The organism is Spirosoma utsteinense, from assembly GCF_014282275.1.
GTDB classification, from domain to species: domain Bacteria; phylum Bacteroidota; class Bacteroidia; order Cytophagales; family Spirosomataceae; genus Spirosoma; species Spirosoma utsteinense.
This window is the reverse complement of the sequence record NZ_VFIA01000028.1, coordinates 18,700-35,357: the sequence shown is the minus strand read 5'-3', so window position 1 is coordinate 35,357 and position 16,658 is coordinate 18,700. Positions and strand designations below refer to the sequence as shown.

General features: G+C 54.1%; 12 protein-coding genes. 4 read left to right on the top strand and 8 right to left on the bottom strand.

Annotated elements, in window-relative coordinates:
• Nucleotides 1-4 precede the first annotated feature (4 nt).
• Nucleotides 5-1,381: a PQQ-dependent sugar dehydrogenase gene (locus tag FH603_RS19705; RefSeq protein WP_186739417.1), complete on the top strand. Its 1,377-nt coding sequence runs from the start codon at nt 5-7 to the stop codon at nt 1,379-1,381.
• An 85-nt stretch (nt 1,382-1,466) separates the two neighbouring features.
• Here the strand turns inward: FH603_RS19705 and FH603_RS19700 are convergent, their stop codons facing one another.
• From FH603_RS19700 to FH603_RS19665, 8 genes are all read right to left on the bottom strand, one after another.
• On the bottom strand, nt 1,467-1,946 hold the full coding sequence (locus tag FH603_RS19700; RefSeq protein WP_186739416.1) for a D-Ala-D-Ala carboxypeptidase family metallohydrolase: 480 nt from the start codon (nt 1,944-1,946) through the stop codon (nt 1,467-1,469).
• Between the two features lie 151 nt (nt 1,947-2,097).
• Nucleotides 2,098-3,171 carry a saccharopine dehydrogenase family protein gene (locus tag FH603_RS19695; RefSeq protein WP_186739415.1) on the bottom strand — a complete coding sequence of 358 codons (1,074 nt, stop codon included), beginning with the start codon at nt 3,169-3,171 and terminating at the stop codon, nt 2,098-2,100.
• A gap of 272 nt (nt 3,172-3,443) precedes the next feature.
• On the bottom strand, nt 3,444-3,842 hold the full coding sequence (locus FH603_RS19690) for a response regulator (RefSeq protein WP_186739414.1): 399 nt from the start codon (nt 3,840-3,842) through the stop codon (nt 3,444-3,446).
• A 255-nt stretch (nt 3,843-4,097) separates the two neighbouring features.
• Entirely contained in the window at nt 4,098-5,810 is a 1,713-nt protein-coding gene (locus FH603_RS19685) for an FAD-dependent oxidoreductase (RefSeq protein ID WP_186739413.1), read from the bottom strand.
• Nucleotides 5,811-5,881: 71 nt separating this feature from the next.
• Nucleotides 5,882-7,351 (bottom strand): RagB/SusD family nutrient uptake outer membrane protein, encoded by a 1,470-nt coding sequence (locus tag FH603_RS19680; protein ID WP_186739412.1) that lies wholly within the window; start codon nt 7,349-7,351, stop codon nt 5,882-5,884.
• 13 nt (nt 7,352-7,364) lie between these two features.
• Nucleotides 7,365-10,790: a SusC/RagA family TonB-linked outer membrane protein gene (locus FH603_RS19675; protein WP_186739411.1), complete on the bottom strand. Its 3,426-nt coding sequence runs from the start codon at nt 10,788-10,790 to the stop codon at nt 7,365-7,367.
• 34 nt (nt 10,791-10,824) lie between these two features.
• Nucleotides 10,825-11,826, bottom strand: a complete 1,002-nt coding sequence (locus FH603_RS19670; RefSeq protein WP_186739410.1) for a FecR family protein — start codon at nt 11,824-11,826, stop codon at nt 10,825-10,827.
• Nucleotides 11,823-12,518, bottom strand: coding sequence for an RNA polymerase sigma-70 factor (locus FH603_RS19665; protein ID WP_186739409.1), 696 nt, complete (start codon nt 12,516-12,518; stop codon nt 11,823-11,825). Before FH603_RS19665 ends, FH603_RS19670 begins: the two co-directional genes overlap by 4 nt.
• A gap of 424 nt (nt 12,519-12,942) precedes the next feature.
• Here FH603_RS19665 and FH603_RS19660 point away from each other — a divergent pair, with 424 nt between their 5' ends.
• The 3 genes from FH603_RS19660 to FH603_RS19650 all read left to right on the top strand — a co-directional run bounded on the left by FH603_RS19660 (nt 12,943) and on the right by FH603_RS19650 (nt 16,656).
• Complete coding sequence (locus tag FH603_RS19660; RefSeq protein WP_186739408.1) at nt 12,943-13,374, top strand: hypothetical protein; 432 nt, start codon at nt 12,943-12,945, stop codon at nt 13,372-13,374.
• An 874-nt stretch (nt 13,375-14,248) separates the two neighbouring features.
• Nucleotides 14,249-14,665 carry an NAD(+)--rifampin ADP-ribosyltransferase gene (arr, locus tag FH603_RS19655; RefSeq protein ID WP_394366361.1) on the top strand — a complete coding sequence of 139 codons (417 nt, stop codon included), beginning with the start codon at nt 14,249-14,251 and terminating at the stop codon, nt 14,663-14,665.
• Nucleotides 14,666-14,835: 170 nt separating this feature from the next.
• On the top strand, nt 14,836-16,656 hold the full coding sequence (locus tag FH603_RS19650) for a glycoside hydrolase family 2 TIM barrel-domain containing protein (RefSeq protein ID WP_186739457.1): 1,821 nt from the start codon (nt 14,836-14,838) through the stop codon (nt 16,654-16,656).
• Nucleotides 16,657-16,658 lie beyond the last annotated feature (2 nt).

The window sequence follows — 16,658 nt, the reverse complement described above, 5'->3', positions numbered from 1 at the left end:
AACCATGAAAGCAATTGTATTTTTAGTTACAGTAACAACAACCCTTGCCCTGGCAGGACCGGGCACGACACTACCCGCTAAGCCGGTAAAATCAGCGTCTGCCAAGTCAGGAAGGGTATCAACCACCCGCCCGTCCATTGCCCCCGACCCGGATAACGGCGGCCTTAAACTCGCCAGCGGATTTCAGGCACTGGTATTTGCCGATAATCTGGGCAAAGCCCGCCATGCTGCCATTGACCCCACGACTGGCACATTGTTCGTGAAGCTCGACCGGCTCAAGGACGGAAAAGGTATCGTTCAGTTAAGCGATACAGACGGCGACGGTCGTGCCGACCAGACCGTTACGTTCGGTACCTATCCCGGTACGGGTGCGGGCATCTACAACGGCTATCTCTATGCATCGGCCGATACGGCGGTGTTCCGCTACAAGCTTACCAACGGCAAAGTGATGGAAACGACGCAGCCCGAAACCATCGTAACGGGGCTAACGCTTCAACGGCAACATGCGGGTAAGTCGCTGGCGCTCTCGCCCGATGGTAAACTGTATGTCAACTTCGGTGCTCCGTCCAACGCCTGTCAGGAAAAAGACCGGACCCAGGGCTCGAAAGGGCAGGACCCCTGCCCGATCCTGGAAAACTACGGGGGCATCTGGATCTTCGATGCCAACAAGCCCAACCAGAAACAGTCGGACGGTAAGCGCTACGCAACCGGTATCCGCAACGCCGTAGCCCTCGACTGGAACACGGCCAACAATACCCTTTATGCGCTCCAGCATGGCCGCGATATGCTGGCTACGTTGTACCCAAGTCTGTACACCAACGAGCAAAGCGCCGAACTGCCCAATGAAGAGCTGTTGATGGTGAAAGAAGGAAATGACTTCGGCTGGCCCTACTGCTACAACGACGATAGCCAGGGCAAGAAGGTACTGGCTCCTGAGTATGGTGGTGATGGCAAAACACAGGATCGGTGCGCGGGCAAAGAGAAGCCTATTATGGCATTTCCTGGCCACTGGGCACCTAATGATCTGCTGTTCTACACGGGTAGTCAATTCCCGGCCCGTTACAAAAATGGCGCGTTCATTTGCTTCCACGGTTCCTGGAACCGGGCTCCGCTGAAGCAGGGCGGCTATTTCGTTGCCTTCATTCCGTTTGGTAAAGACGGCCGGCCATCGGGCAAGTACGAAGTGTTTGCCGAAAATTTTGCGGGTGTGGCCGAACCGGCCAAGCCGGGCGATACCGCCAACGCGGGCAAACCCGATCTGGCCAGCCCCGGCGATGCCAAAGCCCGGCCAATGGGTCTGGCTCAGGGCCCCGATGGATCGCTCTATATCACCGATTCGGTGAAGGGCAAGGTCTGGCGGGTGATGTATGCCAAAAAATAAGTTCAGCCTGCTGGTGCTGCTATACAGTACCAAAAGAGCCGCTAATCTGCCTGTCAGGTTAGCGGCTCTTTCGGTATAGGCCGCTCTACGCCAAGAGGGGACTGGTCAGGACCGGGGTGTACAGGGTCCTGCCGCTGGCGGTTTTGGTAGCCCGCAATACCTCACGTCTTGGTCTGTCCCGAAATGAAACATGCACCCAGCGATCGAATTCCTGAATCAACTGGTCGAACGGTAATCCAACAGCCCGGATCGTCTGGAACAGGGTCTCCACATCGCTACTGACCACAACAATATCGGCGGCCTGGCCAACCATATGCTGACTTTTAGGCGATCCGCCGATCATCTGGTTGACACGGAAGCAGCGGTAACCGCTGTTGACCTGGATGGGTGTGTTGACCACCAGTCGAAGCGGCTCCAGCACCTCCTGACATAGTCGTTCAAGATTCTGTACGACGTTTCGGGGTGGATCGAACTGCTCGGTAAAGTCGAAACGCACAGCCGTCTGGCTTGTCAGCATTTCGTGGAGTGTAAAATGGGTAGATAGGTTTCTGTTGGCAATACTCATGGCGTTGATAGTTACTTATCGATCAGGATAATGGTTTAACTATCAGAAAGTTATAGCCAAATTAGGCTATATGCCACAGGGATTGAACGGCTTTTAGCCAACGGTAAACTGACTGGTAATCGGGCCACCGAAAAAGGCCGATTGGAAGGGTCTACACCAAATCTTCCCGACTTACACCGTCAAGCTGACATATCAGGTCTGCCCCGTATAGGCCGGCCGGGGTCTGGTATCCCGGCTTCCAGTCGCCATCGAACACTTTCCGACTGATGGTCAACGCTGTCAGGGCCGTAAGGGTGTAGCCTTCCGGGCCGTGCAGCCGGGCCTCGACAGTTTTACCCTGGGCGTTCCACGCTTTTCCCCAGATATGCGTACGGCCCTGCTGTCGTTTTCCGTCATCGGGACCGGTGATGCGCCTGGTAATCCACTTTTGCAGGAACGATTTTACCGATCGGTTACTCAGTAGCCAGCCCAGGTAATTACCCAGCTTTGCCAGCCGGACCTGACCCGCCGTAGACCCGATGAACGTTTCAATGTTGGGGATACCGGTGGTGTGGTAAGCCGTTGAAATGTCGCCCCAGGGGATACTCATGCATACCAACGGCTTTCCTGTACCGAAATCGACGGTCAGCGTTTTATGGGCGTTCGGTACGGTTTCGATGCGTTTGTTACGCCGGATTTTCCCGCCCCCACCCAGGCCTTCCAGCGCCGTTTGTGCTGTACCATGCGACAGGCTGCCCCCTTCGTTCGCAAAGGCCAACTGCAGATGGGTAGCGTCGGGGAGTTTATCGTGCAGGTAGCGGGCCATGCAGTCGGTAGGCACCACATCGAACCCCACGCCCGACATAAGCATGATGTTTTGACGGACTGCTTCCTCGTGGAGTTTCATACCGTGCTCGAATACATCGATCTCGCCCGTAATGTCGAGGTAATGGGTTCCCGTTCGCAGGCAGGCCTGCTGCATGGGGGCGGCAGTTTTCGAGAAAGGTCCGGCGCAGTGGAGTACGACAGGAATATCCAGCAGGAGCGTGTCGAGGGCGGCCGGGTCGGTAAGGTCGGCGATACGGTAGAGCAAGCCGTGTTTTTCCGCTAACGGTTTAAGTTTTGCCGAACTCCGCCCGGCCAGTATCGGCGTTAGCCCGAACGACGCGGCCCGATCAATGATGAGTTGGGCGGTATAGCCGTTGGCCCCATAGAGCAAAAAGGAAGGCGTTGTCGCTGGGTTCATGGTTACAGGAAAAAGGTGCCGCCTACCCGGATTCGCTATTGGTGTTAGCGCGGGTAGTCTCCATTCGTACTAAGTTAACGCGAATTATGGACTAGAAGGACAACCCCACTATCGTGCTCCTGCTGATTATAGCCATACAGGAGAAGGCTGGGAGTAAAGACCCGGTACCCATGCCAGCACATGAATGCCAGCGTTACACAAAAATGACTTTGCAACGATTTCGTGTTATTCCCCGGTCAGCATAGATGAAAGACACTTTTTATGAGGTGTAGCTAATCGGCCAGCCAGTTGGTCCATATCCTGTCGGCCACCTGTTTCAGTTCAAGCATGCTACAGGGTTTATGGAGGTATTCTGCCGCGCCCGCCTGTTTACACAACTCCGGATCTACTCCCAAGCAGGAATACATAACGATCGGTGTGCCCTGGCAACACTCATGGGCGAGAAATTGCCTCAACCAGGCTAAGCCGTCCTCACCTGGCAAGATTAACTCCAATAAAATAACGTTGAACTTATTATGGGGTTCCTGCCATAACTGGGAGTTGATAAATTCATCGCCCGACACAAACCGGTTGATAGATATGCCTGGTCTCCACTGCTCTAATCCTAACTGTAAAAACGAACAATCATCGTCGTCATCATCAATAATAACGACTTGTTTAGCCCCATTCATTTTTCCTTCCTGTTGTTTCCTCTCTTATCAACGGTTAAATCAATGGGTTGTTAAGGAGCGATCACAATAACAGGATGTAGCGCCCGGCTTGTTCGATAGCTGTTTAACCTGAATTGTGGCTAGCATCGACAGCAAGCTATTGACTAACAGGCGATTTTTCCGGACCATCAACCCCGGTACAGGTGTCCTGAATTTCGGGAATGATTCCAGCCGGCCTGAATCCATTGATTTACAAAGAACCCGGGTAGCCGTTAATTACAGAGTAAGCCGTTGCCGATCTTTCATCAGGGCTTCTCGCAGGACGGTGTACGGGAGTTTTTGGGGAGAAACCTTGTTGTCGATAGCGAGAACCGCAGCGGTGGCGGCCGACTGGCCCAAAATCATGAAGACGGGCTCCATCCGGATCGACCCATAGGCGATGTGCGAACTGGATACGCAAACCGGCACCAGCAGGTTTTTACATTCACTTTCTTTAGGCAGAATAGACCCATAGGCGATCGAGTAGGGCTGTTTGGGATAAACGCCGATATCCCCCTCGTTCTGGACAAAGCCGTCGGACCGGACATACCGCTGGGCGTTGTGGGAATCAAGGGCGTAGGAACCCATGCCAATAGGATCGGGTACATCGGTCATGCCCAGCGCATCGGCTTCCTTCATTACGAAGACACCCAGCATCCGTCGGGCTTCGCGGACATAGATCTGGTGCGGCCAGTTTTCGTTGTCCGTAAATTCATCTTTCGCCAGTCCCCAGGGCTTCATGTCCTCACGAACATCGGCCGGTACGCGCGGGTCGTTAGCCATGAAATACAGCAATCCCTGCTGGTACAGCTGGTGGTCGAGGATAATTGCTTTCCGTCGTTCGTAGGTAGCGTCGGGGTAGTCATAGTTTTTGCCGATATAATCAGAACTGAACGGCCCGTGGTTGTTCGTGTCGGTCTTTCGGTTGGGAATAGGGTCGAACTTCTGGAACGTCTCGCGCCAGCCCGTGTCAAATACGCGGCCCAGCAGTTCGTAGCGGGCCGGGTCATAGTTCGCCGGTTTCGGGAAAGGCACGCGGTTGTCGGGGTTGTTGCTGAAGCACATCCGGAAGCAATACGCCTGAATTTTTTTGTCACCTGCACCTTTCTCGCCGGGTCCGCTGGTCGCAATTTCGGGGAGCAGGCCGCTCGCCGGGTCACCCGCTGTCTTGTAGGGGCTTACGTTGGCCTTGAAGTAGTGTCCGTGCTGAAATACATTCGGTTGCACGCCGTTTGAGGTTTCACCGTACACGCTGTTGGCCTCCCGACCAACATGGTACTGCACCCCCGCTGCGGCCATCAGATCACCCTCGTAGGTCACATCGATAAACATTTTTCCTTCGTAAACCTGGCCGCTCAGCGTACGAAACGACTGGATAGCGCCCGCTTTTTTAGTGACCCCCCTGGCCGAGCGGTCGAGCCACTCGTCGCGGTAGACCGTAATGGCATTCTCCTTCACGAAATCCTCGAAGACTTTTTCGGCGGCATGAGGCTCAAAAATCCACATGGTCCGCGAGTTGCCATCGATGGCCGGTGTACCCTGTCCTTTGTTGCCGTACTCTTCTTTCTTTTGCCACTTCCAGGCCGAATCCTGCTGGTAATGCTGGTACAGGCGCTGGTAGAACTCGCGCGACAGCCCGCCAATGACTTCTTTGTTGCCTGTGTCGGTAAATCCCAGCCCGCCCGAAGACAATCCACCCAGGTGCTTATCGGGTGAGACGATAATTACGGACTTGCCCATTTTCTTTACCTGCACGGCCGCCGTTACCGCAGCGCTGGTACCGCCGTAGATGATGACATCGGCCCGCCGTGCCGCAGCGGGTTTCGATGCATAGGTCGCCAGCGGGGCGATCAGGAGAAGAATAAGGCTGTAGGAAAAAGTACGGCCGTTAAATAAACCAACGAAGCGGGCACGTTGGCAGGCGATAAACGAGACAAAATGATTGGTCATTGTGTACGAATTGAGCAGAGAAAAGGAACAGAAGCTATAAGCTACTTATGGACCGCCCCGGAAATAGCTACTTAGTAACCGGGATTCTGATCGTCGGGGTCGATGTCAGGATTGTTATTTATTTCCTGGATGGGAATAGGCCAGAGCAGGTGCGCTGTAGCTACATCTTTGCCTTTGGCAGTTTTGATGATTGCTTTCAACCGATCGGTACCCAGCCGTTTAAGGTCGTACCAGCGTTTGAACTCCAGCATAAATTCGTAGGCACGTTCGGTCAGGACCAGCTCCCGGAAGGCATTCGCCGATAGGCCCGCAGCCTGAATATCGACGGGGGACGCGGTAGTTGACGGGTAGCCATAAGCCCGCCGGTGTACCATATTGAGCCGTTCGATCGCCAGTGGAGTTGGGCCATTACCGGCCTGCGAAGCCGCTTCGGCATAAATCAGCAGCGCATCGGCATAGCGCAGCACAGGACAGTCGCTGCCTACGTTCACGGCGTTGGGATCTTTGTACTTGCGAAATCCGAGTGGTTCAGCTGCCGGTAAGCTGGTCAGCACACCCGACCGGTTGAGGTAGGTACTGAAAAGGTTGAAGCTTTTCCGCAGGTCTTTATCGTTCCAGTTTTGGATCAGCGGTAAAGTAGGCTGGCTAAGGTGCGCCCGAACCCCACCCGGTGCGTTGGGGTTGTCGGCCGAATACAGGTAGGCTACATAGTTCCATCCCTGGGTGGCAAGCTGGGCATATTTGAGGTAGAAAATCTCTTCGGTCGTGGTTGCCAGCGAGGCCCCGTACAGTTTCTCGAAGTCGTTGGCGGTGGCCACCTCAACGAGCGCATAGGCCTTGGATTGAATGACCTCGTCGGCTTTATCGCGGGCTTCGGCCCATTGCCCGTTGGTCAGGTAAACATCGGCCAGCAGGGTTTTGGCGGCCCCTGCCGTTGGTCGTCCTGGTTGCTGGGTAGTGGCGGGCAGCGTTTTCTCTGAATCCAGTAAGTCAGCAATAATCTGCCCATACACGTCTGCTACCGGTTTTCGTTCACCCCCTAACTGATTCAGGTTTTCGGTGGGTTCGGTATGAATGGGCAGCGCGCCGAAGTTCCGCACCAGGTTGTAGTAATTAAGCGCCCGCAGGAACCGGGCTTCACCGGATAGTGCATTGCGTTCGGCGTCGGTCATAGTAATGCCCGGTGTGGCTTTGAGCACAATATTGGATGCGTTGATGGCTTGATAGGCCTGACTCCAGATAGCGCTTGTCCGGGCAATGTTCGTGCCGTCGAGGCCCATGTATTCGCTGACCGGTGTTTGGGTACCCCGCGAGATGGCGTAATCGGTCATCCCCTCCAACTGAGCCGGATAATTCGTTCCGTAGTAATTAGGGTTGCGCATTATGGCATAAACGGCATTCAGCCCCGCTACCAGATCGGCCCGCGACTGGTAAAAATTAGCCTGGGACAAGTTAGCCCGGGGTACTTCGGTCAGAATGTCCTGGCATCCGGGCAGGACCAGCAAACTTAGGCCGGCAACTACTGTGAGAAATCGTTTCATGACTAGAAAGAGGCTAAAGGCCGATGCGCACACCGAGCGTTGTGAGTTTGGTGTTTGGGTAACTGTTCTGATCGATACCCAGGCTGACGTCGCCACTCTGGGTGCCTCCCTGGGTGCTTACCTCTGGATCATACCATGTATAGCGGGTCAAGGTCAGCAGATTTTGGGCGCTGAGGTATATCTGAGCTGAACGAAGCCAGGTCAGGCCCAGGCGGGCAGCGGGCAGGTTATAGGCCAGTTGAACGTTTTTCAATCGCAGGTACGAAGCGTCTTCCACGTAACGATCCGATGCCCGAAACCGGGTGTTCACACTGATCTTGGGGTACTTCGCGTTGGGGTCGGGACGATCGGCCCGCCAGTGGTTGTCATACAGGTCCTTCAACTGATTTTCGCCGAAATTGAAGCTGTTCGCGTAACTGGCGGTGTTGAAATTGAACACATCGATGCCCTGGACGCCCTGCAGGAAAAAAGTAAAGTCGAAATTCTTCCATGACGTGGTCGAGTTGAAGCCGTAGGTAAATTTCGGATTCGGGTTGCCAATGATGGTTCGGTCATTGTCGTTGATGAGCCCATCCCCGTTTAGGTCGACAAACCGGATGGCCCCTTGCTCGTCGAGGCCGTTTTCTTTGAACCCGTAGAATACCCCGACAGGCTGGCCTACTCGTACCAGGTTAACCGGTACCCCAAGCGGGTTGCTCAGCGCAGTGCCGAACACGTCGCTGCCGCCGGATAACTGCCGCACTTCATTCCGGTTGGCCGATCCATTGGCCGACACGTCCCAGCGAACGGGTCCGCGCAGTACGTTGGCCGATACCGACAGTTCTATGCCGGCGTTGCGAATGCTGCCGATGTTCTGGGTCGTCTGGTTGTAGCCCGACCCCGGTGGCAGCGGCACGGTGGCCAGCAAATCGGTTGTGTTCTTGATGTAAAAATCCAGATTCAGCTGCAGCCGGTTTTGCAGAAATCCCGCGTCCAGCCCAATATTCGTTTGGGTAGTGGATTCCCATTTTAAGTCCGGATTGGAGAGTGAAGTGCCGGGCGCGTAGCCAATTGTCAGCTCATTGCCAAAGATCGTTTGGTAGGGGTTCAGCTGATTGAGCGTCTGGTAGGGATTCAGGCCGGTGTTTCCCGTTTTTCCCCACGAACCGCGCAGTTTTAGATCCGACAGCCACCGGGCATCCTTGAGGAACGGCTCTTCGATCAACCGCCATCCGATGGCCGCCGATGGGAAATAGCCCCATTTGTTATTTGTTCCGAACCGGGATGAGCCGTCAGTCCGAATGCTGGCCGTCAGTAAATATTTGTTGGCGAAGGAGTAATTAACGCGTCCCAGATAAGAAAGTAACGACCAGTCGCTGTAAGACGATGTTGGAATACCGGGGGTGCTACCCGCCTGTAACGTATAGAACTGTAGGTTATCGTTGGCAAACCCGGTGGCCGATGCCGAGAAGTTCTGATTGGTTTGTGTCTGGTAGGTGAACCCACCCAACGCTGTCAGATTATGGCGTTCGGCCAGGGTTCGGGTGTAGGTAAGCGTGTTCTCATTAAGCACATTAAGCTGATCGGCGTATGACTGGGAAGCCGAACCCGTTGGGGTGATATCAGCCAGCCGGCGCGATGAATAAAAGTTTCCCTTCGCCTTATCACTCTCAATACCAATCGATGTCCGTACCGAAAGTCCCTCCACCAGCTGATAGGTCAGCGCTATGTTTGCCAGCGTATAGTCCCGCTGGTTCTGATTTTTTACTTCTCTGGCCAGTGCCAGCGGGTTTCGCAGCACGTTAGGGCTAAACGTATAGGGCACCACATTGCTGTAGTTGCCGTTGGCATCGAGGGGCGATACCGTGGGCGGAGCTACCAGCAGGGCTGAAGTTACCCCGTCGCCCCGGCTCGAATTTTCGCCACTAATCTGATTCCGGTTCGTGCGGCTTACGATCATCGAGTAAGCCAAATTAAGCCGGTTATTCACTTTGTGGTTGATATTGGCGCGGGCACCGGCTTTCCAGTAGTCTGAAGTCTGCACAATGCCCTGCTGATTGAGGTAGTTGGCAGAGGCTGAATACTGAAGCTTGTCGTTACCTCCTGAAAACGTCAGTACGTGGTTTTGCATGGGCGCGGTCCGGAAGAGCTCGCGCTGCCAGTTGGTACCTTCGCCAAAGCTATTGATCTGGTCGGCCGTAAAGTAGGGGGCCAGTTTGTCATTGAGGGCCCGCTCATTGGCCAGTTCAGCAAACTCGCGGCCACTGAGCAACGGAATTTCTTTGATGGGCTGCTGAACAGCGTAATAGCTGTCGATATCGATCTGCCCCTTCCCTGATTTACCCCGGCGGGTGGTTACGATAATGACGCCATTGGCCCCGCGGGAACCATAAATGGCCGTTGCCGATGCGTCTTTCAGCACATCGATCGATTCGATATCAGCGGGATTAAGGGCCGACGGGGTTCCGGACAGCGCAAAGCCATCGACCACATAAAGCGGATTGTTGCCCCCGACAATGGAGTTGCTGCCCCGTATTCGAACCGTGACAGTTCCCCCCGGCTGCCCCGAATTCTGGGTGACCTGCACACCCGCTGCCCGGCCCTGCAAGGCCTGGGTGACGGTGGTTTGAGGTAATGCATTCAGGTCTTTTGCTTTCACCGAAGCCACCGATCCTGTCAGGTCACTTTTTTTCTGGGTGCCGTAGCCAACGACCACTACTTCACTCAGCGTCTGGTCGTCGGGGGCCAGCTGAACGTCGACCGACTGGCGGTTTCCAGGCGCTATTTCCTGACTGACGTAACCGACAAAAGAGAATACCAGCGTGAGCGAAGCTGGCCCGGTTGTTGGTTCCGGCACACTCAACTGGTACCGCCCGTTGGCATCGGTGGTGGTACCCCGGCTGGTTCCTTTCAGAATGACGCTCACGCCGGGGAGGACCTCTCCATTGTCGGTAGCCTTCACTGTACCCGTAATGATTACCTCTTCCGGCCGGGCTGTCCCCACTGCGGACGAAACGTGGTCAACGGGTGCCGGTTCCTGTCTGAACAGGGTAGGGTCGGTTACCTGTGCGCTCTGATCCTGACCCGTGGCCGGCGGAACTAATGGCCGGCGAGTCAGCACGACCCACGTACCGGGTTTGACCTGTTTGTAGCGTAGGTTAAAGGGCTTTAGCAACCGGCCGAGTGCCTGCTCCAAACTGATGGTGCTGCCCAGTGCGTTGGCTGGAACGTTCAGATTCGCCAGCGTGCGATCTTCAAAAAGAATATCCGTCTGGTAGCGAGCTTTCAAGTCGTTGAGTACGTCAGCCAGGCGTCGGGTGGCTACGCCGGGTGCAGCAGGTGTTGACTGGGGCTGTTGCCGGGCCAACGCAAACGACTGACCACTGGCGGGTTGCAAACCGATCAGCAGCGCACCCAATACCAAAACGGGTAGCGAACCAGGGTACAAATATAAACGCATAAAAGATGTTGTTAAGGGGGAGAAGGAGCAGGTACTAATCGAAAAAAGTTACGGTATTGCCGTGTTGCCTGTAGTTGATTTCCAGTAGCCCGGCCACCACCTGAAGAAACTCGTCGGCGTTCTTTGCCTCGAAGGAGCCGGTAACGGTACGTTTCGCCAGGTGCTGGCTTTTTAATACCACCTGCAGGTCATACGTGTCCCGGAGAAGATCGGCGATTTCACGGACGGTCGTGCTGTTGAAAATAAATCGGTTATCGCACCAGGCGGTGCTGATATTGGGTTGTTCGGTATGGCTTTTAGTCAGCTGGCCTGATGGATCGACATTCACCAAATCGCCGGGTTGGAGCCGGAACCGCCGGATCGCTTTCGATGCCTGCGCATAATTCAGTTGAATGGCCCCTTTGCTAAGCACGACTTTCGTGCCTGTCGGTCTGTTGTATACGTTGAACTCGGTTCCCAGCACCACAACGTCGACGCCCCGGTTGGTATGCACCACAAAGCGTTCGTGGGTGGGCGTATGGCGTATCGCGAAAGCGGCTTCTCCGGTCAGGAACACCGCCCGTGTTTTCTCACCAAATCCAAAGCGGGGTAGCCGCAACGTTGAGTGGGCGTTAAGCGTAACGCGGGACCCATCGGGTAAAGTAAGTCGCCGGGTTTCACCAAAGCCCGTTTCAATGGTCTGGTATAGCACATACTGTTTCCCGGCATAGAGCCCGGCCAGTAGGCAAAGGGCGATCGTGGCCGCCACCAGCCAGGGGGTGTACCCCGAAAAAGGACGTAGGACGACCACACGGGTTTCTGTCTGGTCGGGTTGCCGCTGTTCCCAGACGTCTATCCTATCCAGAAGCCTGCTCAGGGCCGCATCGTCGTTAGCCAGGTACTGTGGGTGATGACGTTCCCATTCATCGAGCCAGGCAATGTATTGCTGTTGATGAGCGGGCTGCTGCAGCCAGTCGGCGATCATCGTACGTTGCAGGACCGTGGAGCGACCCGCAAAGTGCTCAACCAGTATCTCTTTTGTAATAATCTGACTCATGAGTAAATGCCTATTTTGGTTGACGCCACAAAGCCCGATGAAGGAATAGGTAACGGGGGAGAGAACAGTGTCAGCCAGCAAAACAGGCCCATCTGAAGGGTACGGCGTAGTTGAGACAGCGCCCGGTTTAAATGGGCTTCAATCGTTTTGGTTGATAGTTTCAGTTCGTCCGCGATTTCGCGGTGCTTTTTTCCTTCAAACCGGCTCATGATGAAAACGCGCTGGCATTGGGGGGGCAGCGTTCGTACGGTTTCCTCGATACGTTGATAAAGTTCAGTATACTCAAGCAGTTGCTCCGGGTCGATAGAGCCTGCCGTACTCAGCACATCGGGGTCATGTGTCAGGGACTCCAACTGAAATTCGGCCCTTAAATGCGTATAGGCCCGCTTACGCACCGATGCGTAGAGGTAAGCCTGGTAGGAGGAAGTAATGTGCTGCTGGACCTGGTTTTTCCAGAAACTAAAAAAAACTTCGCTAACCAGGTCCTCGGCAATCGTGCGGGAATGGACAAAGCGCACAGCATGACTACATAACGCTCGGTAATAGCGCCGGAAAAGAAGTTCGTACCCCCGTCGGGCATCCACGGCAAATGTCTGCCTTATCAGAAACTCTTCGTCGAGTACGACCGGATTCGTATCTGGTTCGCAAAACGGACGAATAGAAACATGTTTATCAACTAAGTTTTCAGCCATTGACAGGAGCAGCCATAACGTATGTACTACTAAGTCTGCAAAACGAGCTTTATCCCTTAGTCAATTCTAAGATTTATTTTTACTATTTCGATATGTGGTCTATAATCCAGCTGGCTTCTCTCCATTAAGTCTAACTAATCTTTATCGTTTGACGAGTTGATGTATTGACTCATGCCCGGAATCTGGTTCAGCGGCTACGTATTTGTTTGGAATGGTAAAAAAGCTATCGTTTCCAATCACTATTCTGAGTAAAGGGGCTGTTTTGGCACCCCTTAAACGCAACCCATTGCCTGTAGTGACCTACATTACAGGCGGTTCAGGCTGATTTAGATCGATCAGATTTATAAAAGCAGCTAGGGTTGTTTGCCCCGTATGATCATAAGACGACTAAGTCTACATCAACTCCATAAACTCTTTTTAGATCATGGCTAAATCAGTAAAATTTGAGATCGAAACCTACACCGTTCAACTCGATCAAAACGCTACCCAAAACTCGTTTGTACTGCAACTCGTCAGTCCCGACCAATCGCATGGGATTCGTTACAAAGCAACTGTATTGTTCTTTCCTAAAAATCCGTATGCCCCCAACATCGGCCAGATCGGAAATCTGGGTGGACTTAATTTCAACCCCATCAGCCTGGCTATCTTCTTTGACCGCAGTGTTTTTGCCGGGTTTTACCAGGTCCTTTCCAGTGAAAAGCCCGTTTCCCTACAGGTTCAGTATGAGGATGATCCCAGCGATCCGAAGAGTACGTTCAAATTTATCACAGCGGCTACCTTGCTGACGGGAGTTGAGATGCCGGGAGATTTCGAGAAGCCTTTAACGATTATTGCCAAACCGATTTTTACGACTTGATCTCACGTTACACAGTTACTTTCCCAAAACATGAGTCATCCCGAATTTTAAAAGTCGCTACCTGTTTAAAGTTTGGAGTGAAAATAAGGGTATTGCGTGTGGTGTTAAGGCCCTTGACCTACCGGGTATACACTTCTTTTTTTTCTACAGATAAGCCCTGTAGGGGCGACATGTCAATAGAAAAGAAAGAAGGGGTAGGCCCGTAAAGCGCCGTAGGTGCGACCTAATCCAGTTCAGTTAGGTCGCACCTACGGCGCTTTAGAGAGGATAGGAGCGCTACCAACTAGTGACAGGTCGCCCTTACGGGGCTAGCTGACCAAGGCTGGAGATCTCCCCAGACAATACGTCCCCTGACCCAATGCCACGCCCCCGCAGATGTGCCGGAACCAGGCCGCTTTTTGGGTAAGGTTTTCCCGAAGTATAACGATTCGTTAAAATTCGGGATGACTCATGTTTGTTTAGCCGCCCTTACAGCGGCATGCCTATAGTCCGGTCCCAACCTGAGTGGTGCCGTCAGTAAGAAACCAACAAAATCGGAAAGCTGCTCTAATTGAACCGGTTTAGGCTTACTGGCAGGACGTGGAGTCGCCTGGACGGCCACGTCCGGGTAGCTTAGTCTTATTTCACTCCCGTTGCGGGTGCATTGCAAATAACTCCGTCAATAACGTCCGGGTAAGCGTATTCCCATTTCAGTCCCGGACGTAGCCGTCCAGGCTACAACCGACCGCCTTGCTGAATGAAACACGGGCCAACGTGAAATCCCAAACAGGTTCAACGTAAAATGTTGACCGTCTACCTAGTAAGGATGACTATTTTAGCGGGATAGATCCTAAACCACTCGACAATGAAAGCAAACAGTAGCGAAGCGGAATCAATGCCCTCTGCTCACGATCTTAGTTCACTGGGGTTTTATCATGGAACCAAGGCCAACCTGAAGCCGGGCGACTTGATTGAGGCCGGTTTCAACTCAAATTACGGGAAGCGGAAGAAGGCGTCCTACGTATACCTGACGGCCACCCTGGATGCCGCTACCTGGGGTGCTGAACTGGCTCTGGGCGACGAACCCGGCAGAATTTACCGTGTAGAGCCGACTGGCCCGATTGAGGACGACCCCAATTTGACCGACAAGAAATATCCGGGCAATCCAACAAAATCATACCGCTCCCGGCATCCACTTCGGGTTACTGGAGAGGTTACGGATTGGCAAGGACATCCCCCCGAGCAGCTCAACGCTATGAAGGAAAATCTTGAGCGACTGAAGCAACTCGATATCGAAGCAATCGAGGACTGAGTAAGCCGCTTCATCATGTCGTTGAGAATTTACTGCCTGACTTACAATGCCAACAGAAAACTGTAAATAAGTTTATCAAACCGCCATGCATATATGATCGTTAGTAGCGTATGGAGTTACAAACGCTGAACCACGGCCTGACAGACTGCCGTGAAGAGAATCCGACCACCATGGCCGCGTCCGCCGTTTCCGTGGCCACCGTAGAGACAACTGCTGTGGAAGCAGTCCCGTCGCTGCCACGTTCCGTTAATCGACCCGATTCATTTTTGCTGCTCGATGGCGAGTGGCAGTTCGCGCTCGATATCAACGACCGGGGTATGAGCGAAGGCTGGCACCTGGGGCATACCTACGGGCGAACCGCCCACTGGCCCGGCACCGTCGAAGAACACCTGGCCGAAGCCAAAGACGCTACCCAAACATCGTGGCACGATACTGTAGTGGTCTGGTATGAGCGGGAATTTGACATGCCGATGCTGGAAAGTGTAGCCAACGGTAAGTCTATGTTTCAGCTTACGTTTGGTGCCTGCGGCTACGAAACCCGGGTCTGGCTCAACGGTGTTCTACTGGAAACGATTGAGGGTGAGTCTGTTCATTACGGTGAATACACCTCGTTTTCCTATGAACTTCATGCCGAGAACCTACGGCCTGTTAACCGGTTGACCGTACGTATTGCCGATTCGATGGATGCCGACATTCCACGGGGTAAACAGGAGTCGCACGTCTATAAACGGGGCGGCATCTGGTACCAGACGTCGACGGGCGCGGTTCGCAGCGTCTGGATAGAAACTGTTGGCCGTAACCGCCTGCGCTCGCGGGTGGGCATCGTGAGTATGGTGGAGGACGAGCTGGTACGGGTAAACCTGACCACCCGCATCCATGACCCCGGTCTGTATACCATTCGATTGCAGGTATTTGCCAGGGGCGAAGGGCATACGGAGCCACTGGCCCAGTCTGATTTTTCGTTGCAGCTGGAAGCGGGTCAGAAACAGCAGCGCGTGGTTATTGAAGTGCCGGGGAGCGAACTATGGTCACCGGGGTCGCCTACCCTGTACCGGCTGGTAGGGCAGCTTATTGATGCCGATGGCTACGGAGCACCTATCGAAACCCACTTTGGTTTACGCAAGGTGGAAGCCAGGGGTTGCTGCGTTTATCTGAACGGAAAATCCATTTACCTGGATGGTATTCTGTATCAGCCGGGTACGGCCACACTGGAGGAGATAAAGCGTCATTTCCACGCCATGCGCGAGTTGGGCTGTAACCTGGTGCGGGTCCATATTGCGGGCGTCGACCCCCGAATTTATAACCTGGCCGATGAGATGGGGTTGTTGCTGTGGGTAGAAGTGCCCAGCCCGCACAGCTCCAACATGCGGAGCCGCGAGAAACACCAGACTGAACTGGTACGGATGCTGGCGCTGATGGAAACGCATCCGTCTATCGTTATATGGAGCCTTTACAATGAAGACTGGGGCGCTCAGGATATCGCTACCAATGCCGAAACCCGGCGCTACATCACCGATATGTACCATTACATGCAGATACACCATCCACAGTTTCTGGTTGTCGACAATGATGGCTGGCACCATGTTTCCTGCGAAGGCCGGTTGAAGTCTGATCTGATGACCGCTCACCTGTACACGCCCGACATCGACCGGTGGCGTGACCTGCTCGACCGCCTGACGCGGGGTGAGCTGGACGGTGTCGCGGCTTTTCCGATGGTTGTGGGCGATCCGTTTTTCTACCGGCGTCAGGTGCCGCTGCTCGTCAGCGAGTGGGGCGGCTTTGGATTTGCCGATTACGGCGGTCCGACCGATGCCGACGACCGTACCGACCGCATTCGTTTATTCAAGCAGGAACTACGCCAGCGCAGTATCGCCGGAGACGTGTATACCCAGGCGACCAACATCGAAGACGAACGCAACGGGCTCATCGACTTCCAGACGGGTGAGCTGATGGTACCCGCCGGGTTGCTGGCATCGCGCGCAAACGGGTAAAC